This is a genomic window from Snodgrassella sp. W8132 (assembly GCF_016100865.1).
GTDB classification, from domain to species: Bacteria; Pseudomonadota; Gammaproteobacteria; order Burkholderiales; family Neisseriaceae; genus Snodgrassella; species Snodgrassella alvi.
Window position 1 is genome coordinate 920,907 of sequence record NZ_JACFRQ010000001.1, and the last position, 25,652, is coordinate 946,558.

Sequence of the window (25,652 nt, forward strand, 5' to 3'; positions counted from 1 at the left end):
AGCTGCAGACCAATGAATTATTTTATTGCATTTACATCATTACTGTAAAAATAGGGATTTATCCTTGACCGTTAAGAACTTCCTCTTTAATATTAATAGGATTTTGCACAAATTTTACGGTTAAACGAATGGCTAAATTGAAGCATATGGTACTGGCACTTACTGGCCTGATACTTGCTCCCTCATTATCATTTGCCCAATCTTACACCAGTAATGGCATTGGCTTATCAATAATGAATCTGAATGCGGCTACCCTGAAAGGAAAAACGTATTCTAATCATGATATCTGGGGACGCATGCGTCAGGATTTCCGTATGACAGAGGTTAATCCTGAAATTATTCGCCGGCAGGAGCAGTATTATTCAAGCCACAGCGATTACTTTAACCGTACGGTTGTGCGCAGCCAGCCTTATTTATATCACATCGTAAATGAAGCAGAAAAACGCCAGATGCCGGCTGAAGTGGCTTTACTGCCGTTTATTGAAAGTGCTTTCGTCAGCAAGGCTCAGTCGCGGGTAGGAGCTTCCGGTCTGTGGCAGTTTATGCCCAGTAGCGGTCGACAGTACGGGCTGGAACAGACTAATCTCTATGATGGTCGTCACGACGTATATGCAGCGACCGATGCTGCTTTAACTTATCTGCAATATCTTTATAGCCTGTTTGGTGACTGGTCACTGGCTCTGGCGGCCTATAACTGGGGAGAAGGTAATGTTGGTAAGGCTATCAAACGTGCTCAGCTGGCCGGTATAGATCCTACCTATGAAAATCTCCGCATGCCAAATGAAACCCGCAATTATGTGCCGAAATTACTGGCTGTGCGGAATATTATCGAAAATCCGCAGGCCTTTGGTGTTAATCTGGTTTCTGTACCGAACCGTCCCTACTTTGAGGCAATCAGCATTGATCAGCCAATTGATATTGATGCAGCTGCCCGACTGGCAAATATTTCGACTTCAGAATTTTTAACTCTTAATCCAAGTTTCAAGAGTCCGGTTTTTATTCCTAAAGAAAATCGTAAAATGCTGCTGCCGATTACCGCAGTAAATACTTTTGAACGCAATTACCGCAACGCAGATAAAAATACTCTGCTTTCATGGAATATCTTTAAAGCATATTCAACCACCAGTGTAGCTGATTTAGCTGCACAAACCGGAATGAGCAGTGCAGAAATCAAGCGGCTGAATAATTTGTCCAGCAATACTGTACCAGCCGGTCGCAGCCTGCTTATCAGTAAAAATAGTTTAAACACTCAGCTTATGGATTCTTTCCGCAACAGTGATACAGATCCATTACTGAATATTGCTATGGCAAAACCAGTATTACCTCCGGGCACGTTTGTGACTCATCCGGCAGCAACTACTGTTGCTCAGGCTGATAAAGTTACTGATACCGGCAATGTATCTGTACCAGCTCTTACTGAAACAGTTACAACCACAACATCCACTGTACTGAATACTGACCAGCCGTCACCGGTCAATACAACAGTACAAACCCAAACCATAACCGTGGCTGAAAACGCAGCAACCCCGGCTGAATTGCCTGCTCCTGTTGCAACCAATAAGGATGCACTGATGCAGGTTGCACAGGATGCGCAATTACAGGCAGCTGCTGCGGCTTCTGTTCAAAAAGCACTGGCACAGGCTGAACGTGAAGAAGCTCAGACTGCTGCCCGTCTGGCTGAAAACCGTAATGAACGCACCCTACGCAATATCATCAACGTTGCGGACAAACGCAGTAATATTGCTCATAAAGTAAATAAGGGTGATACATTGTATTCAATTGCCCAGCGCTATAATATCAATGTAGCTGATCTGGTTACTGCCAATAATCTGCGCGGTCATAATCTGCAGGTTGGTCAGGTACTGAAAATTAGCCCGAATCAGGATAATAAACGGATGCTGGCTGCTGTACGTAAAGGTAAAGACTCTAAATCCGGTGTAGTCCCTGTTTCATACACGGTAAAAAAAGGCGATACACTTAGCAGCATAGCTCAGCGCCTGAATATTCCTGTAAGTAAATTGCAAAAAGTACATGGGAAACAAGTATTACGTCCCGGTCAGAAAATTAAGCTGACCAATCTGTAATTTTACAGCATGTCATTGAAATTAATTTAAAAAAGGTTAGTGTGCATTCACTAACCTTTTATTTTTAGCTATATAAATTTAATTCTTTTTTGGAATAAATATACAGGTAGTTGCCGCTCCGATAACCATAACAATACCGGCAAAAGCCTGTATATTTACCGTTTCATTCAATAACAGAATGGCCGTTATTACTCCGAAAACCGGTTCCATAGCCAGAAATATCCCGCTCACACTAGCAGAAACATTTTCCAGCCCTTTATTCCAGCACCATGCAGCCAACAGACTGCATCCGATACCCAGATAGGCTATAGCACCAATACCCTGAAAAGAATAATTAATATCCCAGCTTTCAACTAGAAACAGCATAAACGGCAAACCAAATACAGTACCCGTTTGCAACGTTAAGGCTGTATATATCTTAACATCTATTTCGCGTAGTAACTTTTGTGACAAACGTATCCAGAAAGCCATGACAATAGTTGAAGTAAATACCAGCGAGACTCCCAACAATGCAGTATTACCACTGGCTTTTTCTGGTTTACCTACTACCAGCAGCACCCCTATAAAAGCCACAATGCCCAGTATAAATACCAGCAATGGTGTTTTTTCGCGAAAAAAAATCAGACCCACCAGTACTATAATAATTGGTTCCATACCGATAATGGTGACCGCATTGACCGCAGGAATAAGTTTCAAACCTGTAACCTGTAACAGATAAGTTACAGGATATGTCAGCAATCCTAGTCCGATAATTTTGATCAGTTGTACTTTGGAAATGACATTATAGTTTTTAAAATAGCTCCACGTGATGGGTAAGGTAACTACTGCTGCCAATATCAGCCTGCCGAGTACCACAAGTGCCGGATCCAGCATGTCATAAGCCATTTTTGTAGCAATAAATGAGCTACCCCACATAAATGAAGCAATTAAGAGATAAAGCATAATTTCAAACTAAAACAAACCAAAAATTCAGCGCACTGACCCGTTTTAAATATATGATTCAATCAATCTGAACAAATATTTATCAGTGTGTTAACCAAATATCATGTCTATTTGCAATACGTTTCAAAGCCAGTACGCTTTTCTGTACACAAAAGCATGCATATTAGCATACACAAACATTTATAAACTGCTAGAATCCTCCCAGCAGAATAAATAATTTGGCTAAGCTCTTCTCTGAATTAAAAGAAATTTTTGACTATGTTTTATTTTAGTATTAACAGTCCGGATAACTGCCATCTTGGTTTTCTGGTACTTATGGATGAAGATAATTCAGCTTATACTGACGGAGCTACTGGCTATTATGCTGTTAAAGCACAGGCTGATGAAACAGACCAGCAAGCTTGTCCGGCACAATGGCAGATATTGCAGCAATTATCAGAGCAAGACAGTCTTCGTTGGTTTCGCAAAGCCGATTATGTTCAGCTTTGTGATGCTGAAAACAATATTATAGGGCGTTTACAGCAACAATATCTCATCTTATGTGGTCAGCATTTTATACTGAATGACCTCACCGGCACCCTGTAACCACAACATATGTATTGGTAAGGTTATTTATGTCTACACCTGATATGCTTCCATCCGGCAACCAGTTTGCTTTCGCCTGTACCAGACGATTTCTACCGCTGTTTGGTACTCAGTTTTTTGGTGCGTTTAATGATAATCTGTTTAAAACCTCATTATTCGTTTTAATCAGCTTTTATGGGCTTGGCGCTAATTCATGGTTACCAGCAAGCCAGATGCTGAATGCTGGTGCCCTGCTGTATATTCTGCCCTTTTTTCTTTTCTCTGCATTATCTGGTGAATTATCTAATAAAATGGATAAAGCCATTCTGGCGCGCTGGATAAAAACTGCGGAAATCTGCATTATGCTGATAGCAGGTGTCGGCTTTTGGATGCAGTCTGTCACAATATTGATGTTATGCCTGTTTCTGATGGGCACACATTCTACTTTGTTCGGTCCGTTGAAATATGCGGTATTACCAGAATATCTCCCTAAATATGAACTACTCAACGGTAATAGCCTGATCGAAAGCGGTACTTTTCTATCAATATTATTCGGGCAGATTTTAGGTACTATTCTGGCTGGCACCAATACAGCATGGCTGTTTGGTATCCTGCTATTCGTCGCTATTCTGGGTCAGATTGCCAGTATATTTATGCCAAGGGTACCCGCACAAATTCCACAGCAATATATTGATTCAAACATCATGCGGAGTACAAAACAGCTACTTCGGCAAACTTATCTGCAAAAAAATCTCTGGATTGCCATTATCGGTATTTCCTGGTTCTGGCTGATTGGTTCTGTATATATAACCCAGCTCCCTACTTTTACCCGTTTGAATCTTGGTGGAAACGAAGCTGTATTTAATTTAATGCTAACACTCTTCTCCCTTGGCATAGGTACGGGTTCTATTGTTTGTGCACGGATTAGCCGCCATCAGTTACATCTTAGTCTGGTTGTGATCGGGACAATCGGCCTGAGTATATTCGGTCTGCTGCTGGTATGGTTCACACCGTCACAACCTAATCTGCCAGTTGCCGGTATCGGTACATTTATCGGCCGGCCGGACAGCATGGCAATAATCATTTGCATAATCGGTATTGGTTTTTTCGGCGGCTTTTTCTCATTGCCGTTATACACATGGCTGCAAACAGCCAGCAGCGATCAGTTCCGTTCACATGCAATTGCTGCCAATAATATTATCAACGGCCTGTTTATGGTTTGTGCAGCCATATTAAGCGCTGTATTTATCTGGCTGTTTAACAGTATTAATGCCTTATACATGATTGTGGCGCTGGGAAATGTGCCCGTTTTAATTTACTTATTGCGAAATCAAGAGTTACGTATTGATTTTAAGGAATTTATTTTACGAAAACATTAAAACGTTTACCTGATAGCTTTAAATTAGCGTTTTGAAATAGGTATAATATCGGATGGTTTTAATAAACAGCAATTTAATTAAAGCCGGTATCCTCTTTTATCCAGCTAGTTTGGGCAAGGCATTATGTCAGATAACGATACGATTCATATTCGCGGTGCACGCACACACAATCTTAAAAATATAGATCTGGATATTCCCCGTCATCAACTGGTTGTCATTACCGGTTTGTCCGGTAGTGGTAAATCCTCGCTGGCTTTTGATACTTTGTATGCAGAAGGACAACGACGCTACGTAGAAAGTCTGTCGGCTTATGCTCGCCAGTTTTTGCAAATGATGGAAAAACCGGATGTTGATTTAATTGAAGGTTTGTCACCAGCTATTTCCATTGAGCAGAAAGCAACCAGTCATAATCCGCGCTCTACCGTAGGAACAGTCACTGAAATTCATGACTATTTGCGCTTATTGTATGCACGTGTCGGTACACCTTATTGTCCTGAACATAACCTGCCTTTATCCAGTCAGACTGTTTCCCAGATGGTTGACCATATACTGAACCTGCCTGAAGAAAGCCGGGTAATGATTCTGGCTCCGGCTGTGCGCGGTCGCAAAGGTGAATTTCTTGAATACTTTGCTGATTTACAAGTACTGGGTTTTGCACGGGTTCGCGTTGATGGTGAGGTATATGCGATTGAAGAAGTACCAAAACTGCAAAAAAACATCAAGCATGATATAGATGTGGTTATTGACCGGGTAAAAGTACGCGCGGATATCAAACAGCGTTTGGCTGAAAGTTTTGAAACTGCACTACGTCTGGGTAATGAGCGTGCTCTGGCCATCGAAATGGATAGTGGTAAAGAACACTGGTTTTCAGCACGCTTTGCCTGTCCGGTATGTTCGTATAGTCTTCAGGAACTCGAACCACGTCTTTTCAGCTTTAACAACCCTGTCGGAGCCTGTCCCAGTTGTGACGGACTCGGCAGCATGGATTATTTTGATCCTGAGCGAGTAGTAATGCATCCGGATTTATCGCTGGCCGCAGGAGCAATCAAGGGCTGGGATAAACGTAATACTTTCTATTTCCAGATGATTCAGTCACTCGGACATCATTTTAAATTTGACGTTAATACGCCATTTAATGAATTAAAGGAAGAAATCCGGAATATTATTCTTTATGGTTCCGGTAAAGAGCAGATTGAATTTACCTATCTGTCTGAACGGGGCACAAAATTTACCCGCAGCCATCCGTTTGAAGGTATTCTGCCCAATCTCGAAAGACGCTACCGCGAAACAGATTCCGCTACCGTACGCGAAGAATTAGCCCAGTATCAAAGTCATCGAGCCTGTCCGGCCTGCGGCGGTGCCCGTTTGCGAACAGAAGCCCGATATGTCTATATAGGCGGAAAATCATTACCGGATGTCAATGCATGGCCGTTAACAGCCACACTGGATTTTTTCCAGAATCTGAATTTGGAAGGTAATAAAAAACAGATTGCTGAAAAAATTCTTAAAGAAATTAATGAGCGCCTTGGTTTTCTGATTAATGTCGGCCTGAATTACCTGAGTCTGGCACGCAGTGCTGAAACCTTATCTGGTGGTGAAGCTCAGCGTATCCGGCTGGCCAGCCAGATTGGTTCCGGCCTGACAGGTGTCATGTATGTACTGGATGAACCGTCTATCGGCCTGCATCAGCGCGATAATGACCGCCTCCTCGATACACTGAAACATCTGCGCGATCTGGGTAATAGCGTAATTGTCGTTGAGCATGATGAAGATGCTATCCGTGCCGCCGATTTTGTTGTCGATATGGGACCTGGTGCCGGTGAGCATGGCGGACAAGTTATTATCGCAGCTTCACCTGAAAAGGTGGCAGCATGCAAAGAATCCATAACAGGACAATATCTGAGCGGAGAAAAAGCCATTAGCATGCCGGAACAGCGCAGTCCGGTTGATAAAGAGCGCTTACTGATATTAAGCGGCGCCAGTGGCAATAATCTTAAAAATGTAACCCTTACCTTACCTCTCGGCCTGATTACCTGTATTACCGGCGTTTCCGGCAGCGGCAAATCAACTTTGATTAACGACACACTGGCAAAAATTACTGCACGTGAATTAAATCGTGCTAGTGAAGAGCCTGCTCCTTATGAAGATATCAAAGGACTGGAGCATCTGGATAAAGTTATTAATGTTGATCAGTCTCCCATAGGAAGGACTCCGCGTTCTAATCCTGCCACGTATACCGGTCTGTTTACACCTATCCGTGAACTGTTTGCCGGGGTACCACTGTCTCGCGAACGCGGATATACAGTTGGCCGATTCTCTTTTAATGTAAAAGGCGGACGCTGTGAAGCCTGTCAGGGTGATGGTGTTATTAAAGTAGAAATGCATTTTCTTCCCGACATTTATGTACCCTGCGAGGTTTGTCATGGTAAACGCTATAATCGTGAAACACTGGAAATACAATACAAAGGCAAAAATATCAGTGAAATTCTGGAAATGACCGTAGAAGAAGCCTGTACATTTTTCGATGCTGTACCAACAATTAAACGAAAATTGCAGACATTGCTGGACGTAGGACTGGGTTATGTACGATTAGGACAGTCTGCCACTACACTTTCCGGCGGTGAAGCTCAACGGGTAAAACTGGCGCTGGAACTCTCCAAACGCGATACCGGGCGGACACTTTATATACTTGATGAACCAACCACTGGCTTACATTTTGCCGATATAGCTCTGTTACTGGACGTTATTCATCGCCTGAAAGGGAAAGGTAATAGTATTGTTATTATCGAACATAATCTGGATGTAATTAAAACAGCTGACTATATCGTTGATCTGGGTCCGGAAGGTGGCGATGGAGGCGGTACGATTATCGCGGAAGGTACTCCGGAAGAAGTTGCAGCTAATCCTAAAAGCTATACCGGAAAATATCTTAAGCCAATGCTTGGCAAATAAATAAATTAAACTGTGCGGCTGTTATCGGCCGCATAGTTTAATTACCAGTTAAAAGAATTATTAACCAAAGTAAACATGCATGTAAAAAATACAAGTAACATGCATTTTGTGTTAATGTTCAGCTGTATATTTCTATTGCGTATCTTACTCAAGGTTAAATATGAAAAAATTGTTATTTGCATTATTGTCAGTGGCAGCAATCAGTACGGTACTGACAGCGTGTACTCAGAAAACTGAATCCGTACCGGCCGCCAGTTCTGGCAGCACTCCTGCAACAACAGATAAAACAATACTGAAAGTTGCTGCTTCACCTGTTCCTCATGCAGAAATTCTCCAGGTAGCTAAACCATTACTGGAAAAAGAAGGAATTGATTTACAAATCATTCAGATGACTGACTATGTACGTCCGAATATCGCCCTGAATGAGAAAGATGTAGATGCTAATTTCTCTCAGCACAAACCTTATCTGGAAGATTTTGTCCAGAAACACAAAATGCAGTTAACACCGATTGCCAATATTCATGTAGAACCGATGGGTATTTACTCTAAAAAAGTAAAAGCACTCAGTGAAACACCAGATGACGGTCTGGTTACTATTCCAAATGATGCTACCAATGGTGGCCGAGCTTTGTTATTGCTGCAAAAAGCCGGTTTAATCAAATTAAAAGCAGATGCCGGTATCAGTGCTACTGTACGTGATATTGTTGATAATCCGAAACATCTTAAAATTACACCAATGGATGCGCCCCAGTTACCGCGTACTTTAAATGATGCTACTCTGTCTGTAATTAATACCAATTTTGCTATGGAAGCCAAACTGGTTCCAACCAAAGATGCTTTATTTATTGAATCAAAAGATTCTCCTTATGCAAATATTCTGGTTGTCCGCACGGGGGATGAAAACCGTGATGCAATCCAAAAACTAAAACAGGCCATGACTTCACCTGAAGTGAAAAAATTTATTGAAGAAAAATATCAGGGTGCCATCATCCCTGCATTCTGATTAATTATTTCATTTTAGGAAATACAAATAACCCTTATGCTTGTAACATAAGGGTTATTTTTAATTTATGGCAATTCAAAAAATATTTATGATAAATCTTTTGGATTCACAGCCTGCCACTTTCCCAAAGGTAACTTAAGGGAAAAAACATCTAGCTGCCCTATTCCTACTCGCACTAAACGTAAACAAGGCCAGCCGACTTTTGCACACATGCGTCGTACCTGCCTGTTTTTACCTTCACTGATTCGAATTTGCAGCCAGAAATCAGTTACTGTTTTGCGTTCACGAATTGGCGGTACTCGCGGCCATAAACGGGCACTATCAGCAGCACTAACCAATTGAACCTGAGCCGGCTGTGTAATAAAGTTGCCCAGATTTACCCCGCCAGCCAATTGCTGTATGCGTTCATTATCCGGTTTACCTTCCACCTGTGCCCAGTATGTTTTTATCAGTTTATACTTAGGATGAGCAATTTTTGCCTGTAAACGTCCGTTCGCAGTTAATAAAAGCAATCCTTCACTATCTGTATCCAGCCGGCCTGCCGGATAGACATCCGGTAATGATACATATTGCTTCAGAGTAGGATGTTTTTCATGAGCGCTAAACTGACAAATCACACCATAGGGTTTATTCAGTACAATCAGTTCAGGTACAGACATTATGCTTCCAATCAGAAAATCAGGCTGTCAGGAATGCTGACAGCCTGCTTTATAAACACACGAGGTTTAGCTCAGTAATAAAGCATCATCAGATACTTTTTCGCCCTGAGTATGTTCGAACATCTTTAATAGATCCGCCACACTCATACCGGCACGTTTGTCACCAGCCACATCCAGCACCACACGCCCCTGATGCAGCATGACAGTACGTGATCCGTGATCCAGGGCCTGCTGCATCGAATGTGTTACCATCATTGCAGTTAATTTATTTTCACGCACAATACGGTCTGTCAACTCGAGTACAAAAGCGGCTGTTTTAGGATCCAGTGCAGCTGTATGCTCATCAAGTAATAAAATTTTAGAACTTTGCAACGATGCCATCAACAAACTGACAGCCTGTCGCTGCCCACCGGAAAGCAAACCAATTCTGTCGCTCAATCGGTTCTCCAGCCCCAGGTTAAGCATTGCCAGTTTTTCACGAAACAGTTCACGATACTGACGTTTAATAGCCGGACGCAAACCACGACTGCTGCCACGCCGCAACGCCAGAGCCATATTTTCTTCAATGGTTAAGGCTTCACAGGTACCGGCAAGAGGGTCCTGAAAAACACGTGCTACTAATGGCGCACGTTTATAAGCAGGTTCACTGGTAACATCTTTACTATTGATAGTAATCGTACCGGAATCCACCATGGTGTCACCGCTGATGGCATTAAGAAAAGTAGATTTACCGGCACCATTACTGCCGATAACGGTAACAAACTCACCATCCGCAATACTTAAACTCATACCTCGCAAAGCAGGATTTTCAATTGGTGTTCCCGCATTGAATGTGAGGCGTAAATTATCTGCGCGCATCATGCTTTGAATTTCCTTTTAAAGTAACCTTTGATTGCCGGCAAACGCAGCGCAAGTACAACTAAAATTGCTGTAACCAGATTTAAATCCTGCGGTCCAAAGCCTATATGCTGCAATGTATCACTGCCCAGCGCCAGCGCAATAAATGCACGGTAAAGTACTGCCCCCACTATAACAGCCAGTGTAATGATGATAAACCGTTTTCCCGGAATCAGGGTTTCGCCAATAATCACCGCGGCCAGCCCCACGACAATCGTGCCAATACCGATTGATATATCTGCACCGCCCTGAGTCTGCACAAATAGTGCACCAGCCAAGGCAATAAATGCGTTTGATATCGCCATGCCTAACAGCAAAATACGTGAAGTATTTACACCCTGAGCACGAGCCATTCGTGCATTTACGCCGGTAGCTCGCATTGATAAGCCAATTTCTGTAGCAAAAAACCAGTCCAGAAAAAATTTGGCAACCAGCACAAAACCAAAAATCACCAGCGGCTGCACCCAATACTGGTTGCTTCCGTCTGCATTAAAAAACGGCGTAAATACACTGTGCTGATCCAGTAAAGGCAAATTAGGTGCACCCATAATACGCAGGTTAACCGAATACAAAGCAACCATAACCAGAATACTGGCCAACAGCTGCATGATTTTTAAAGAAACATGCAGCCATGCTGTTACCAAACCGGCACATGCACCGGCAACTCCGCCAAGTGCAGTAGCCAGCCACGGATTAATACCATGGGTAACACAAATGGCAAATACAGCACCGCCGAGCGGAAAACTGCCATCGGCAGTTAAATCAGGAAAATCCAGAATACGGAATGAAATCAGTACACCCAGAGCAACGAGAGCATATATCAGCCCGCTTTCTAAAGCACCAAATAAAGCTATAGAAGACATATTAACCAATTAACAAATTGTGGTTGAAAATAAAAACAACATCGGCAAAGCCTGAATCAGCTTGCCGATGTTACGGTATCCGTCCCAGAGGCTTTCTATAATCCTAATCGACTAATTTAGCCTGTTTGAGTAATTGCTCCGAAAATGTAATACCTTGTTCGGCAGCATGAGATTTACTTACCATCAAATCAAGCTGATCTGCAGTCATACGCTGCGGAGCAATGTTACCAGCCTGCTCTCCTTTGAGAATCCGGCCTACAATTTTACCAGTAGCTGTACCAAGCTCATGATAATTAACCCCCAGTGCTACAGCTGCACCGCGTTTTACCGAACCGGTATCTGAAGCCACCAAGGGCATTTTCATATCTTTGGCAACTTTGTACATGGATTCATAAGCAGAAACCACATTATTGTCCAGAGAGGTATAAATCAGATCTGCCTTACCCTGCAAGCTTTTAGTAGCCATGGGGACATCAGTTGTACGCTGTGCCGGAGCTGCTGCCACAGTAATACCGTCCTTAGCCAGTAAAGACTGTAATTGTCCGAGCACAACAGTTGAATTGATTTCACCCGGGCTATATACATAACCCACTGTTTTCAGGTTAGGTACAACTTGTTTCATTAAATCAATCTGTGGCTGTAAAGGCAGTTCATCAGACACACCGGTAACATTGGTTTTGCTGGGTTCCCAGCTTGTTACCAGTTTAGCTGCAACCGGATCGGTTACTGCTGCAAACACTATCGGAATTTTGCGCGTTGCTGCAACCATAGACTGTGCGCTTGGCGTGCCGATAGTGACAATTACATCCGGATTATTGCCGGCAAATTTTTTAGCAATCTGACCGGCAGTAGCAGTATTCCCTTGTGCACTTTGAAAATCCAGCTGAAGATTTTTACCCTGTTCATAGCCTTCAGCACGCAGTTCATCTATCACACCCTGACGTACAGCATCCAAAGCAGGATGTTCAACAATTGCCGTAATGGCTACTTTTTTCGTATTGGTATCGCTGGTTTTATTTCCCTGTTCGGATTGCGAACAGGCAGAAAGCAAACAGACAGCAGTTAAACCCAGAATAAGTAAGGTTTTTTTTGCTCTGAGCATATAAGGTTCCTCAGCACAGGATTAATCCGGAAGCAATTTAGCAATAAAATTGCTTACACCTGCACAAGTAAGCAGATGATGGCATAAATTATACAAAAAACCAGCCTTATTGCGTAATTAAAATTGCTCAGACATACGCTTTTACATTGAAATATAATTTCAATATTTTATTTATTTAAGCAATAAAATTTTAAAAATATAATTCAATTACAAAAATAGTTCTTATAACTCATAATACTCGCCATATCACACTTTTCTTAGAAAACACCCTGCTTCACATTTTTTAATCTATCCGGCCGAAAACCACACAACCATGTTTTCCAGAATAACCTTTGCTGACGCGGTCGCGGTACGACCAGCTGATATTGCATGATATTCTGTAGTCCGTCCTGCTCAATTTCATTAAGCTGAGCCCGGGCTACTGCGAGCATGGCCAGACTGGGGCGCTGCCTGCGGTTATCTGCAGAGGGCAGCAAAGCAAGAGCAGAATTAAACTGCTGTTTTAATGTAGCAAGCCATGCGTTCATCAATGCCGTAAATTCAACTCCACCGTGTCGGTTAAGTACCAAATGAGCCGGAACATTAAATTGCTGTAATAACTCTACTGGAATATACAGCTTCCCCAGCCTTGTATCCGCACCAATCCGTGAGTAAATCATCACCAGCTGACATATTTCACCCACTTTATCGGCGAATTCCAAAGTTTGTTCTGCACTAAATCCCAAAACTCTGCTTGTTAAACGCCCCTGCACCATCCCTGCCTGTTTACTATAATGGCATAGCTGTTCCATATCCTGAAATCTGGCCTGAGTTAATTGCGTACGAAGTGCATCAGGCAAAGCCAGTATTTCAGCCAATGGTAAAGAATATCTGGTAATAAATGGTTTTAAAGCCTGTAATAAAGGATGTTCAGGAACAGAATCAGAGTTATACAGCTTATCTAGTTGTTGCTCCCACCATCGCAGTGTTGTCAAAGCCACATTAGCATCAGAACAATCTTCTACTACATCATTTAATTCTTGCTGCAAAGCATACAAAGCTATCAGTGCATGACGCTGCACCGAGGAAATAAAAGGAAAACGAAAAGCCATAGCATTCCTGCTATGGCAAATTTTCTGAAGACAATATTCGAGTGGCTGCACAGCAATAAATTAAATTAACCTAAAACAGTATTGTAACCTTTTCCGGATATTTCTCCAGCCACTAATCTGCAATAAAAATTAACTTTTTAGCGTATCTTTTTTTACTTCGCCATTACGAAGTACAAAATTTAAACTATTATTCCAGAATTCAACCAGAAATAAATCATCTTCTGTCAGGTGCTGCTGCTGAATTTTTTGCTCCAGCCACTTCTCATCCTTATTTATCCGATGCAATTCCGTTGTACGCACCTCTCCTTCCTTAAATAAAATTAATGAAGGATATTTGCCTTTATCTGTTAACACCGTCAGCGAACCACTGGGCTCAATCTGTGCATAACTGACTTCCTGAAACGAAGTAATACCCTGAGCATGCAAAAGTGAAGCCACATTAAGAATATCAATCTTATTCTTTTTACGCAGAATATTATCCATCAGAAAATGTCCGTCTTTCATAATCGGAATCGGTTCACCAATAGCAAACATTCGGATAAAGCTGACATGCTTGCATACCCAGTTTAATAATGAAATAAGGCAAACTCCGATTAACAACACAATAATATACTGATAAATCGGAATATCCTGATTATAAATTACACCACCGATAATACCGCCAAGTACAAAGTTACCAATAAAATCTACCGGGGTCATCTGATTCAACTGCGTTTTACCTGTTACATTCAAATGCAGAATGACAATAATAAAACCAACAAGAAACTTAGCCAGCACCCATAAATAATATTCCATAAGAATTTTTCCTGTATTAAAGTTAAATTCCCGACCAATTATTACCGGTCAGAGTTCATTCCCCTCATACAAGCATCATTCTTAACTTTATTCATAAACTCTGAAAATGAACATTAAGATACTTTAGTTTAATTTGCTTTATTTTAAATAAATGATAAAGATAACATTTTACAAGCAATAATTTTTTATCAAGATGTAACTGATACCGTCTTAACCCTGAGCGAAAAATTTAATTACCTGTCAACGGTATTTATTTCTTTTATCAGGAAAATTACATCACAATTACATTTTTAAAAGAAGAATGATATTTATTTGGTATAATCAGATTAGTACACTAATTTCCGTTATAATTGGTTTCTTTACTCACTAAATGAAATATACATGTCAAATCAGCGCCTCATCATTGGCTTTCACGCAGTTAATGCCCGTTTATGGCAAAACCCGGACAGCATAATTGAACTTTATGTACTGGAGGGTAAACATGATGCCCGTATGCGCGATGTATTAAATAAAGCTGAAGCAGAAAATGTGCGCATTATCAGCGCAGATCAGGCACGGCTCGATACTTTGAGTAAACATGCCCGCCATCAGGGTGTAGTGGGCTTTATCGATGCTTCCAGACAACATGTAGACATAGAAGATGTACTTGAAAATCTGAATGAACCACCGTTATTGCTGATTCTTGACGGCATTACAGATCCGCATAATCTGGGAGCCTGTTTGCGTGTTGCAGATGTTATGGGAGTTCACGCGGTAATTGCACCCAAAGATAAAAGTGTCGGATTAAATGCTACCGTAAGTAAAGTAGCCTGTGGTGCTGCTGAAACAGTACCTTATATTACAGTAACAAATCTGGCACGCACCATTCGTGAATTGAAAAAGCGCGGTATCTGGATTATCGGTACTGATATGAACGGTAGTGATGACTTATATCACTTTACGGCCCCGGAAGCAGTAGCATGGGTAATGGGTGCAGAAGGTAATGGCATGCGCCGTTTAACACGAGATCTGTGTGATACACTGGTATCCATTCCTATGTTCGGAACCGTTGAAAGCCTGAATGTTTCTGTCAGCACTGGTATCGTTCTGAGCGAAACCCGTAGGCAACGGATACTATCTGCCTGAAGTCGGCTTTACAATAAAACACATTTCTGTTAAATATTATAAAGTTAAGGAGATACTGATGATTTGGTGTATTGCAGCTTTGGTTCTGTTTGTATTGGAAATGTTTAGCGGCACTTTTTATATGCTGGTAATCAGTGCCTCATTACTAAGTGCCGGTCTGGCTGAATGGCTGCTGAAAACCAGTGAGAGCGTCAATGCTGTTATTGCAATAGTTTTTTCTATTCTGGGTATTACCATCGTACGTGCCTGGCAAAATAAACATCCGCATGAAAATATGGCAAAACCAACTGATGATCCGGACTACGGTCAGACAGTGATACTTACTCAGCTCCTACCCGACGGATTATGGCAGGTACATTATCGGGGCACTATCTGGCAGGCTCGTTTTAATCATCCGACTGACGCAAAATCCGGTGACAGTGCCCAAATCATCAGCCATCAAGGCAATATTTTAAATATTACTTCTCAAGCCCCATCTACTCAGCAGGAATAATCATGATTCTGACTTTTATTTTTCTCGCCGCCATTGTTGCATTTATCTGCATGGCATTTAAAGTTGTACCTCAGCAGGAAGTCTATATTGTTGAACGTTTAGGCCGCTATCACGCTACTCTGGTAGCCGGTCTTAATTTTATTATTCCGATTATCGATCGTGTCGCTTATAAACATACCTTAAAGGAAATACCACTGGATGTACCCAGTCAGGTTTGTATTACCCGCGATAATACACAGCTTACAGTGGATGGTATTATCTATTTTCAGGTAACTGATCCTAAACTTGCATCCTATGGCTCCAGTAACTTTGTAGTTGCCATTACCCAACTGGCTCAAACAACATTACGTTCAGTTATTGGTCGTATGGAACTGGATAAAACTTTTGAAGAACGTGATGATATTAACCATACCGTGGTTGCCTCTCTGGATGAAGCAGCGGTTTCATGGGGCGTTAAAGTATTGCGCTATGAAATCAAAGATTTGGTTCCACCTCAGGAAATTTTGCGCTCAATGCAGGCTCAGATTACAGCCGAACGGGAAAAACGCGCACGTATTGCTCAGTCTGAAGGGATCAAGCAGGAACAGATTAATCTGGCGGCCGGTCAGCGTGAAGCTGAAATTCAGAAGTCACAGGGTGAAGCTCAAGCTTCTATCAATGAATCACAGGGTGCCAAAGTAGCGCAAATTAATCGCGCCGAAGGTGAAGCTGAAGCTTTGCGTCTGGTTGCACAGGCGACCGCGGAAGCAATTCGTCAGGTAGCTGCCGCAGTAAAAGAACCGGGAGGTACAGAAGCTGTGAATCTGAAAGTGGCTGAACAATACGTAGATGCTTTTGCTAAACTGGCAAAAACCAATAACACTCTGATTATGCCTGCTAATGTTGCAGATATTGGTAGCCTGGTAAGTGCTGGCATGAGCATTATCAAAGGTCAGAACAACACAGCAGTTAAATAAATAACTTACGTAAGTATTAAAAAATCAGGTTCCGGTTAATGATACCGGCAGCCTGATTTTTTATCCTTAACCCTGATACTGATTATTTCTAAATTATTCTTTTTAAAAGCAATATATTTAAATACATACTACTCTTCTGTAAATGGCCACAACCATGCCCAGACACTGCGGCCTTCACTGCGCAATACCATAAAAGTACGGCAAGCAGCAGCTGTAGACATACTTTCTACACCGATTCCTTTTGCGACTAATTGTGAAGTCAGACGCGGATGAATAAACACATGATGATTTCCGGTACCGATTAAAATCACTTCAGGCTTAAACTGTAAAGCCTGAGTAAAATCATCAATGGTTAACTCACTGGCTGCTTGCTTATCCAGTGTGAGCACCTTATCAGCAGTAATACATACAGGTTGAGTATATTGCCGGCCGTTTACAGTAATTTTTCCGGTATCAACTTCCTCAATCCATAATCCTTGTTTATCCCGGATTTCTTCAATTTGCATTAAAATTTCCTCATGCATAACCACACAACATACTATGGCTGTAGTAGTCAAAAAAGTAGTTTTCGGCTAGCATAGTAGATTATTCACGTAAAATTGCAAGTATCAGGCAGTCCATAAATTAAATTTGTCTATTTGAAGGAGTAAACATGCAGCCTCTGCGTATAGGCTTGCTGGGCGTCGGCACAGTAGGTGGTGGTACCGTCAAGTTATTACAGAATAATGCGGATGAAATTACCCGCCGGCTCGGTCGCGAATTAATTATTACCCGTGCAGCAAGTCGTAATATTGAACGTACCCGGGAAATATGCGGCAATAGCACTTTTGTTAGTGATGATGTATTTGAAGTAGTAAATGCAACTGATGTTGATGTTGTGGTAGAACTGATTGGCGGTACAACAATAGCTAAAGACGCTGTGATTCAGGCAATCAGAAACGGAAAACACATCGTTACAGCCAATAAAAAACTACTGGCAGAGTACGGTAACGAAATTTTCCGACTGGCTTCTGAACACAATGTAATGGTGATGTATGAAGCTGCAGTTGCCGGCGGTATTCCCATTATTAAAGCTTTACGTGAGGGGCTGGCTGCCAACCATATCGAATCTATTGCCGGCATTATCAATGGCACCAGTAATTTCATTCTGAGTGAAATGCGTACCCGAGGCAGCACCTTTCCGGAAGCATTAAAACAAGCACAAGAACTAGGTTATGCAGAAGCCGATCCTACATTCGATATTGAAGGTCATGATGCTGGTCATAAATTAAGTATTATTTCCGCACTGGCATTCGGAACCCCGATTAATTTTAGCCAGTGTTATCTGGAAGGCATCAGTCATCTGGAAAGTCTGGACATCTGTTATGCTGAGGAACTAGGCTATCGCATTAAATTACTTGGTATTACCCGCAAAACTCCGCAAGGTATTGAGCTGCGTGTACACCCTACTTTAATCCCTGAAAGCCGATTACTGGCAAAAGTAGAAGGAGTTATGAATGCTGTATCTGTTCAGGCAGATATGATTGGGCAGACACTCTATTATGGTGCTGGTGCTGGTGCCGGCCCAACTGCCAGTGCGGTAATGGCTGATATTATTGATGTAACCCGATTACAGAATGCTGAAGCCAGCTACCGGGTTCCCTATCTGGCTTTTCAGTCTAATTCATTACAAAATATCTCCATTCTGCCAATGGATGAAATCACCAGCAGTTATTATCTGCGTGTATCTGCCTGCGATGAACCGGGGGTGCTGGGAGAAATTGCGAATATTCTTGCTGCAGAAAATATTTCTATTGAGGCTCTCATCCAAAAAGGTATGATTAATAAGGAATCTGCCGAAATTGTTATCCTGACACATTCAACCAAAGAACGTTTTATCAAACAGTCAATGGCCAGAATTCAGGCATTACCACGGGTGTTATCCCCAGTTACCATGATTCGGATGGAAAGCTTACATCCTAGATAATTCCATCACTTATCATGTTTCTGAAACGGGCATTATTTGCCCGTTTTTTTATTGTCGTTACAGAAGTCAGCACATAGTTAGCTGTACCGTTTGTAAAAATAAAAATTTTTATTTTTACAATATCGACAAAAGTAATTTAATTATCAATATCAGATTATTATTTCCGAGCATATAATAATTTAATATGCATAAAACAATTAAGCCAATCATATTTATATAATGTATTTATAAAATTTCAATAATTTACAATTAATTCATCATTTAAATGAATAAAATATACAAAATAAATATATTTATATATAATATTATACTAAAATATTGATTGTTTTTATTCCATAATGGTTCGTATATTCCATCAGTTACCAATCAGATATCATCCGCAGTCTACCCGCAAAAATATACAGGGCTACAGCATGCTTCAGCTTCTGGTTACTCTGGCTGTTATCATTATATTAACTGTTATAGCTTATCCATATTATCGTCAGCATCAGTTACAGGCACGATTAAATCAGGCGAAGGCGGCACTGCTGATTAATGGTCAATTTCTTGCTGTACATTATCAGAAACATCTTAGTTATAAACAAAACAAGCACAACTGGCCTGAATTACCTATCAGTAAAAATCAGCATTTTTGTTTTCGTATACAAGGGAACCCGAGTTTTGCTCGTGAAGAGCATTTCACACTTAAAGCTGTAGCCATTGATACTGAAGCTGAACCCCGAATTATCAAGCTAAATCAGGATGGCAGAATATTTATCTGTCAAAGCAGTACCAGCCGCTGCGATGAAGAAAATCATTTTTTTGATGGTAAAGGTCAGCCAGACAAAAAATGCCGGATTTTTTAATTATTCTATATACAGGACAATAGCAACATATTAACTGTTAAACTGATACAATACACTCGTTTTCATAATTGATATCAGAACATATCCGTTTTAATCATGAGTATTCTGTCACTCGATAATGCCTGCTTTGCTGTAGGTCACCACCCCTTACTGGATCATGCATCTCTGCAAATGGATGCAGGTGAAAAAATAGGCTTTATTGGTCGCAATGGTGCCGGGAAATCCACATTACTGAAAATTCTGGCCCGGGTACAGAAGCTGGATGACGGATTGTTGACCATCCAAAACAACCAAAAAGTTGTGTATGTTCCGCAGGAGTCTTTTTTTGACCCGCAGACCACTGTATTTGACACCATAGCCCAAGGATTGGGCGAACTGCAAAATCTGTTACGTGAGTATCATGAGCTCAGCCAGAATATTGTTGATGAAGCCAGTCTGAATCGGTTAACTGAATTACAAAATGAGCTGGAAAACCGTAACGGCTGGCAATTTGATGCCTTAATTGCGCAAACCTTAAGTGAATTACAACTGCCGGAAAACGAATTGATCGGCAATTTAAGCGGTGGTCAGAAAAAGCGTGTTGCTCTGGCTCAGGCATGGGTACAAAAACCTGATATCCTGTTACTGGATGAACCAACCAACCATCTGGATATTGAAGCGATAGAATGGATGGAAAATCTGCTAGGCAATTTTGCCGGCAGCCTGATTGTCGTAACACATGACCGACGCTTTCTGGATCGTGTAGCTACGCGTATCATCGAATTAGACCGCGGACATTTACGTAGCTACCCGGGAAGTTTTAGTGCTTATAGTGAAAAAAAAGCACAGGAACTGGCTGTTGAAGCTGAACATAACCGGCTTTTTGATAAATTTCATGCTCAGGAAGAAGCATGGATTCGCAAAGGCATTGAAGCACGCCGCACACGTAACCAGGGGCGGGTAAAACGACTGGAACAACTGCGCCGCGAACGCGCTGCCCGTCGTGAGGTGCAGGGTCAGGTCAGCTTTAATTTAAATCGCGGCGAAGCCAGCGGGAAAATTATCGCAGAGCTTGAACACGCTGGATTTGCTTATGGTGAACACCTTATTGTGCGTGATTTCTCTTGTGTTATTCAGCGCGGTGACAAAATTGGTCTAATAGGATCAAATGGTGTTGGCAAAACCACCTTTTTAAAATTGATTTTAGGTGAATTACAGCCAACCTCAGGCAAAATTCGGCTGGGTTCACGTCAGGAAGTTGCCTATTTCGATCAGTTTCGTAGTGCATTAAATGAAAACGATACTGTTTTTGATACTATAGGTCAGGGTAATGATTACATTGATATTGGCGGCCAGCGTAAACACGTAATTGGTTATCTTGAAGAATTTCTGTTTTCTCCGGCCAGAGTTCGTAGTGAAGTCAAATCACTTTCTGGTGGCGAGCGCAACCGGCTATTACTGGCTAAACTATTTACTCGTCCGGCGAATATTCTGGTACTTGATGAACCAACAAATGATTTGGATATCGATACGCAGGAATTACTGGAAGAGTTATTGCGGGATTATAACGGCACCGTATTTCTTGTCAGCCACGATCGTACTTTTCTGGATAATGTAGTTACCCAATCCATAGTTTTCAAAGGTAATGGTCAGTTAAAAGAATATATAGGCGGTTATCAGGATTATATTGACGCCCAAAAACGTGAACAAAGCTTACTAACACCAGCGCCCACAACAAGCAAAAATACCAGTAATCCTGATAAAAACCGGCAAAAAAGCCGACGCAACGATAAACTTTCCTACAACGAACAACGTGAACTCGCCAGCTTACCCGACGAGCTTGCTGCTCTCGAAGCAGAGCAGCAAGAGCTGAATAATAAACTTTCCGATCCGGAAATATTCAAAAATGACTATAAACTGGCAACTGAATGGCAAACACGTATTGCTGAAATTGAAGAGCTGATGCTGGAAAAACTTGAACGCTGGGAAATCCTTGAAGCAAAACAAAAAAATCAGGGCTAATCCGATAAAAAAGCCAGTATATTCATATACTGGCTTTTTTATGTTTGAATTTATCTTTTACGATGGCGTCCGGTCCCTCCACCATGCCGCATACAAGTTTCATAACGACGTGTGACATTAGTAGCATACCAGTTGGTATTATAATCTTTGCTTAACTTTGGTCCGCTAATTACAACCTGTGGCATAATGGCATATGGCGGATTCTTACCGAACTGTTGCTTATATAAAGTAATTACATTCTGATAGGTGGATGTATTTTCAAATTCTGCCTGTTTTTCCTGTAATAAATCTGCACGTATCTGTTCCGGTTTCATTGGCATACCATGATCGGCAAATAACTGATTCAGTGCAGTTTCAGTCTGACTTGGCATTGATTGCGCCTTATCATCTTTATCATACAGCAATAAATCTCCATCCAGTGCCATATCTGTATTAAGCAGTTTATTTATATCTTGCTGAAAAGCCGCATTACGGCTTGAATACATGCCGGAATTATAATCAGCAAAACGATATTGAGCATTATCATAGGCTGCTGGATACTTCATTAGCCGGTGAATACCATAATATAAACCACCTTCACGTGTATACATATAATCACGTAATTCATTTACCGAAGCATTATCGCGCTGATGTTCACGTGCGTATTTTACTGATACCTGCATTGAACCAATTGTTGTAATCGGATTATTATCTTCTCCGATATCTTTTCCCATAAATTTAGCTGCGGCATTGGTAATTGAATCTGCATAAAATTGCTTTGAAACATAAGCAAATATCTGCCGGTAAATTAAATCCAGCTGCTGTTCGGTTTTAACCGTCCGCATCTGTATCAGGAAACTGTTTTCTTTGCTGGGTTCATTAACCAGTACTGAAGTAAAATAGCGTGAAACTGCCGGTCCAAGAGCAGGTCCGAACTGTCTGACAAATTTTTGCGGCACTTCTGTCTGAAAAGCTTTAATTGCTTTATTACCAAGATCCGGAACAGTTGGATTAGCAACAAAATTAGACTCCTGATCTACAACGGCAATTACACTACATACATTTTCCTGTGTTTTACTGATTTTCAGCTCATCCATTATCCGGCTGATATCCACAGCCCACGCATCTCGTTCTTTTACACGAGCAGGTATTAGTCTGCTTATCTGAGAAGGCTGATTTAAAATTCTGCTGCTGTCATCCGGTGAATCATCATTACCGCCATACCATCCGCCACTGTCCTTACATGCAGACAGGCTGTATAGCAGAAACCCGGCCAGTGTTATATGACTAATAGTCTTCAGTAAAAATCTAGCATTCATACCATAGCATTCATTTAAACAAATCTGTTTTCAGCAGGAAACTCAGCCCGGTGTTAGCCCTTACGGCTACGCCAAAACCATACCCAGACCCAAATCAATACAGCTGTAAAAAATAACGCACTCCATATCGGTAAAGGTATCAGTAAAATTTTCTGAACCTCACCACAATTACCTGTACCGCGAATAATCGGTTCATACCAATGAAACAATGGCGCATCACGCAGACGGAATGTCCATGGTGCACCGCAAGATGGCTGATCCATCAATGGCAGATGCTGAATATATATCTGATATACAGCTACACCCAGTCCGCCTATGGGTGCCAGACTGACCACAATGGCATTTATCACCCGCTCAATACAGTTGCGATTAGGACAGCAGGCACACAAAAATGCCAGAAGCGCAGTGGCAATAACCGCAACACGCTGAACAATACACAGCACACACGGGTTCATATCCAGAACATACTGACCAACAAAAGAACCAGCTGCACAAAGTACAGCCAGAAAAAATACACACCACAATGCTTTACGGAAGCTCATTTTCAATCCTTTTAAGCAGACAGTTACCAAACATTTCTACTTTCTGCCCGTCTATTAATCAAACAAATTCCCATAATCATTTACGTTTCAGGCACCAGCAATAGTCATATTATCTATCAGAATAGATCCAACTTTATGCGTACTGCGCTTTAACGCATCATCTGCTGCACCAACCATCGCCATAAACATTTCCTGTAAACGTGAAGCGATTGTAATACCCTCTACCGGATAGGCAATCACACCGTTTTCCACCCAGAAACCTGCCGCGCCTCGGGAATAGTCACCTGTAATAGCATTTACACCCTGCCCCATCAACTCAGTAACCAATAAACCGGTTCCCATTGTTTTCAATAAATCGTCCTGACTGGCATGGGTATGATTAAGATATAAATTATGAACACCACCTGCATTTCCAGTAGTGCGCATACCTAACTTACGTGCACTGTAGCTGCCAAGAAAATAACCCGCAACAGAGCCTTCATTAATAACTGTACGTTCATGTGTGGCTACACCCTCAGCATCAAAATATGTACTGGCAAGCGCTTTTTTCACATGTGGTTTCTCTGTAAGACATACCCAGGGCGCCATAATCTGTTTACCAAGGCTATCTACCAGAAAACTGGTTTGCCGGTATAACGCACTACCACTCAGTGCACCTACCAGATGACCAATTAGACTACCTGCTATAGTAGTATCAAAAATTACCGGATATTTTCCTGTAGCCATAGATCTGCCATCCAGACGCCGTACTGTACGTGTTGCCGCTGTCTGTCCGATAATTTCAGCATCAGCAAGATCTCGTGCATCACGCGCTAAATCGTACCAATAATCACGCTGCATTCCAGAAGCGTCCGCAGCCACCACACTACAGGAAATACTGTGCCTGCTGCCGCGCTGATAAGCACAAAAATCATTACTGTTGGCATATACAAACTGATAATGATCAGTCTGTACTTCTGCTCCTTCGGAGTTTTTGATACGCTCATCCGTATCAAGTGCTGCCTGTTCGGTTTTTTTACCAATCTCAATTGCTTCATCAGCAGACAGCCGCCAGGGGAAAAAAGATTCTGTATCACCGAATTCCGTTGCCAGTAATGCCGCATCTGCCAAACCGGCGCAATCATCCTGAGCAGTAAAACGGGCAATATTCAAAGCTGCTCCGATGACTTCGTCAATTGCCTTATTACTAAAATCAGCAGTACTTGCACGCCCTTTAGCCTGTCCCAGATAAACAGTTACATCCAGAGATTTATCCTGCTGATACTCAATATGTTCGACATTCTGCTGGCGTACCTGTACATTCTGACCCGCAGATTCACTGATATCAATTTCAACAGAACTGGCTCCCTGCTTTCTGGCTTTATTTATTGCCTGCTGGCACAGCTCCTGTAACTGATCGGCACTATGATGAAACATTAATCTACTCTCATGCGAAGAAGCCTGCATTCTAACATGCTGAATTCAGCACTGGCAGCAGTTAAACATACATGTCAACTGAAATGATATGGATTTTTTGCTAAAATAGATACTTGAAATTCCGATATACACGTAATACATACATATATGAACAGTAATACAGACAGTCAGTCTCGTGCAGACGAAGAATGGGTAAGTAAAACCCAATTGAAAAAGCAAATGAATGATTTGCAGCAATTAGGTATGGAGCTAACTAAACTGTCTGCTGATACACTGAAAAAAATAAATTTGTCAGAGGATTTATTACAGGCAGTATTAAGCTATCAGAAAATTACCTCTAACAGCGCACTGAAACGTCAGGCTCAGTTTATCGGTCGTCTGATGCGCGAAACCGATACCAAACCAATTAGTGATTATCTGGCTCGCCTCAAAGGTGAAAACAGTGCACACAATGCTTATTTACAAAGGCTGGAAAATCTGCGTGATCGTTTAATTTCCGATGACAGCAGCCTTACTGAAATTATCAGCCGCTATCCGCATATTGATATCAATAATCTGCGTACATTAATCCGCAATGCCCGTAAGGAACAGGCAGCAGGAAAGCCACCAAAAGCTTTCCGCGCTATTTTTCAGGTATTGAAAACGGAAATTAGTGAAGATACAGCATCCTGAACCCTTA

General features: G+C 41.7%; 23 protein-coding genes. 12 read left to right on the plus strand and 11 right to left on the minus strand.

Annotation, left to right across the window (positions count from 1 at the left end):
- Positions 1-128 precede the first annotated feature (128 nt).
- Positions 129-2,084, plus strand: coding sequence for a LysM peptidoglycan-binding domain-containing protein (locus tag H3U82_RS04115; protein WP_198209341.1), 1,956 nt, complete (start codon positions 129-131; stop codon positions 2,082-2,084).
- Between the two features lie 78 nt (positions 2,085-2,162).
- Here the strand turns inward: H3U82_RS04115 and H3U82_RS04120 are convergent, their stop codons facing one another.
- Entirely contained in the window at positions 2,163-3,026 is an 864-nt protein-coding gene (locus H3U82_RS04120; RefSeq protein WP_198209344.1) for a DMT family transporter, read from the minus strand.
- A 258-nt stretch (positions 3,027-3,284) separates the two neighbouring features.
- On the opposite strand from H3U82_RS04120, the gene H3U82_RS04125 reads away from it, so the two are divergent.
- The 4 genes from H3U82_RS04125 to H3U82_RS04140 all read left to right on the plus strand — a co-directional run bounded on the left by H3U82_RS04125 (position 3,285) and on the right by H3U82_RS04140 (position 8,924).
- The gene (locus H3U82_RS04125; RefSeq protein WP_078475545.1) at positions 3,285-3,611 is read left to right on the plus strand and encodes a hypothetical protein; all 327 of its coding nucleotides are present in this window, start codon (positions 3,285-3,287) and stop codon (positions 3,609-3,611) included.
- A gap of 29 nt (positions 3,612-3,640) precedes the next feature.
- Complete coding sequence (locus tag H3U82_RS04130; protein WP_232336101.1) at positions 3,641-4,969, plus strand: MFS transporter; 1,329 nt, start codon at positions 3,641-3,643, stop codon at positions 4,967-4,969.
- 123 nt (positions 4,970-5,092) lie between these two features.
- Positions 5,093-7,921 (plus strand): excinuclease ABC subunit UvrA, encoded by a 2,829-nt coding sequence (gene uvrA / locus H3U82_RS04135; protein ID WP_198209346.1) that lies wholly within the window; start codon positions 5,093-5,095, stop codon positions 7,919-7,921.
- A 160-nt stretch (positions 7,922-8,081) separates the two neighbouring features.
- Positions 8,082-8,924: a MetQ/NlpA family ABC transporter substrate-binding protein gene (locus H3U82_RS04140; RefSeq protein WP_037393445.1), complete on the plus strand. Its 843-nt coding sequence runs from the start codon at positions 8,082-8,084 to the stop codon at positions 8,922-8,924.
- Positions 8,925-9,010: 86 nt separating this feature from the next.
- Here H3U82_RS04140 and H3U82_RS04145 read toward each other — a convergent pair whose 3' ends face one another.
- The 6 genes from H3U82_RS04145 to H3U82_RS04170 form a co-directional block, all read right to left on the minus strand.
- Positions 9,011-9,583: a pseudouridine synthase gene (locus H3U82_RS04145; protein WP_198209348.1), complete on the minus strand. Its 573-nt coding sequence runs from the start codon at positions 9,581-9,583 to the stop codon at positions 9,011-9,013.
- A 66-nt stretch (positions 9,584-9,649) separates the two neighbouring features.
- Positions 9,650-10,444 carry an ABC transporter ATP-binding protein gene (locus tag H3U82_RS04150; protein WP_037393448.1) on the minus strand — a complete coding sequence of 265 codons (795 nt, stop codon included), beginning with the start codon at positions 10,442-10,444 and terminating at the stop codon, positions 9,650-9,652.
- On the minus strand, positions 10,441-11,343 hold the full coding sequence (locus tag H3U82_RS04155; protein WP_198209350.1) for an ABC transporter permease: 903 nt from the start codon (positions 11,341-11,343) through the stop codon (positions 10,441-10,443). The genes H3U82_RS04150 and H3U82_RS04155 overlap by 4 nt, the downstream gene beginning before the upstream one ends.
- 103 nt (positions 11,344-11,446) lie before the next feature.
- Positions 11,447-12,445 carry an ABC transporter substrate-binding protein gene (locus H3U82_RS04160; protein ID WP_100125590.1) on the minus strand — a complete coding sequence of 333 codons (999 nt, stop codon included), beginning with the start codon at positions 12,443-12,445 and terminating at the stop codon, positions 11,447-11,449.
- 257 nt (positions 12,446-12,702) lie between these two features.
- The gene (locus H3U82_RS04165; protein ID WP_198209352.1) at positions 12,703-13,536 is read right to left on the minus strand and encodes a squalene/phytoene synthase family protein; all 834 of its coding nucleotides are present in this window, start codon (positions 13,534-13,536) and stop codon (positions 12,703-12,705) included.
- A gap of 129 nt (positions 13,537-13,665) precedes the next feature.
- Complete coding sequence (locus H3U82_RS04170; RefSeq protein ID WP_025330626.1) at positions 13,666-14,331, minus strand: DUF421 domain-containing protein; 666 nt, start codon at positions 14,329-14,331, stop codon at positions 13,666-13,668.
- Positions 14,332-14,712: 381 nt separating this feature from the next.
- On the opposite strand from H3U82_RS04170, the gene rlmB reads away from it, so the two are divergent.
- Genes rlmB through H3U82_RS04185 form a run of 3 tightly spaced genes read left to right on the plus strand, consistent with a single transcriptional unit; the run spans position 14,713 to position 16,905 of the window.
- Complete coding sequence (gene rlmB / locus H3U82_RS04175) at positions 14,713-15,456, plus strand: 23S rRNA (guanosine(2251)-2'-O)-methyltransferase RlmB (RefSeq protein WP_084551869.1); 744 nt, start codon at positions 14,713-14,715, stop codon at positions 15,454-15,456.
- A 58-nt stretch (positions 15,457-15,514) separates the two neighbouring features.
- Positions 15,515-15,949 carry an NfeD family protein gene (locus H3U82_RS04180; RefSeq protein WP_198209354.1) on the plus strand — a complete coding sequence of 145 codons (435 nt, stop codon included), beginning with the start codon at positions 15,515-15,517 and terminating at the stop codon, positions 15,947-15,949.
- Between the two features lie 2 nt (positions 15,950-15,951).
- Positions 15,952-16,905, plus strand: coding sequence for an SPFH domain-containing protein (locus H3U82_RS04185; protein WP_037393457.1), 954 nt, complete (start codon positions 15,952-15,954; stop codon positions 16,903-16,905).
- A 128-nt stretch (positions 16,906-17,033) separates the two neighbouring features.
- On the opposite strand, the gene H3U82_RS04190 is transcribed toward H3U82_RS04185, so the two are convergent.
- The gene (locus H3U82_RS04190) at positions 17,034-17,411 is read right to left on the minus strand and encodes an Mth938-like domain-containing protein (RefSeq protein WP_084551972.1); all 378 of its coding nucleotides are present in this window, start codon (positions 17,409-17,411) and stop codon (positions 17,034-17,036) included.
- A gap of 146 nt (positions 17,412-17,557) precedes the next feature.
- Here H3U82_RS04190 and H3U82_RS04195 point away from each other — a divergent pair, with 146 nt between their 5' ends.
- The 3 genes from H3U82_RS04195 (at position 17,558) to H3U82_RS04205 (ending at position 21,717) form a co-directional block, all read left to right on the plus strand.
- A complete protein-coding gene (locus H3U82_RS04195; protein WP_084551868.1) occupies positions 17,558-18,871 on the plus strand; it encodes a homoserine dehydrogenase in 1,314 nt (437 codons plus the stop codon).
- Between the two features lie 413 nt (positions 18,872-19,284).
- Positions 19,285-19,716 carry a type IV pilin protein gene (locus tag H3U82_RS04200; RefSeq protein WP_038648826.1) on the plus strand — a complete coding sequence of 144 codons (432 nt, stop codon included), beginning with the start codon at positions 19,285-19,287 and terminating at the stop codon, positions 19,714-19,716.
- A 96-nt stretch (positions 19,717-19,812) separates the two neighbouring features.
- The gene (locus tag H3U82_RS04205; protein WP_198209356.1) at positions 19,813-21,717 is read left to right on the plus strand and encodes an ATP-binding cassette domain-containing protein; all 1,905 of its coding nucleotides are present in this window, start codon (positions 19,813-19,815) and stop codon (positions 21,715-21,717) included.
- A 50-nt stretch (positions 21,718-21,767) separates the two neighbouring features.
- On the opposite strand, the gene H3U82_RS04210 is transcribed toward H3U82_RS04205, so the two are convergent.
- From H3U82_RS04210 to pmbA, 3 genes are all read right to left on the minus strand, one after another.
- A complete protein-coding gene (locus tag H3U82_RS04210) occupies positions 21,768-23,015 on the minus strand; it encodes a DUF1615 domain-containing protein (RefSeq protein WP_084554296.1) in 1,248 nt (415 codons plus the stop codon).
- 53 nt (positions 23,016-23,068) lie between these two features.
- Positions 23,069-23,557 carry a disulfide bond formation protein B gene (locus H3U82_RS04215; RefSeq protein WP_198209358.1) on the minus strand — a complete coding sequence of 163 codons (489 nt, stop codon included), beginning with the start codon at positions 23,555-23,557 and terminating at the stop codon, positions 23,069-23,071.
- A gap of 87 nt (positions 23,558-23,644) precedes the next feature.
- On the minus strand, positions 23,645-25,003 hold the full coding sequence (gene pmbA, locus H3U82_RS04220) for a metalloprotease PmbA (RefSeq protein ID WP_232336102.1): 1,359 nt from the start codon (positions 25,001-25,003) through the stop codon (positions 23,645-23,647).
- A 117-nt stretch (positions 25,004-25,120) separates the two neighbouring features.
- Here pmbA and yjgA point away from each other — a divergent pair, with 117 nt between their 5' ends.
- Positions 25,121-25,645 (plus strand): ribosome biogenesis factor YjgA, encoded by a 525-nt coding sequence (yjgA, locus tag H3U82_RS04225; protein ID WP_025330615.1) that lies wholly within the window; start codon positions 25,121-25,123, stop codon positions 25,643-25,645.
- Positions 25,646-25,652: the final 7 nt, after the last annotated feature.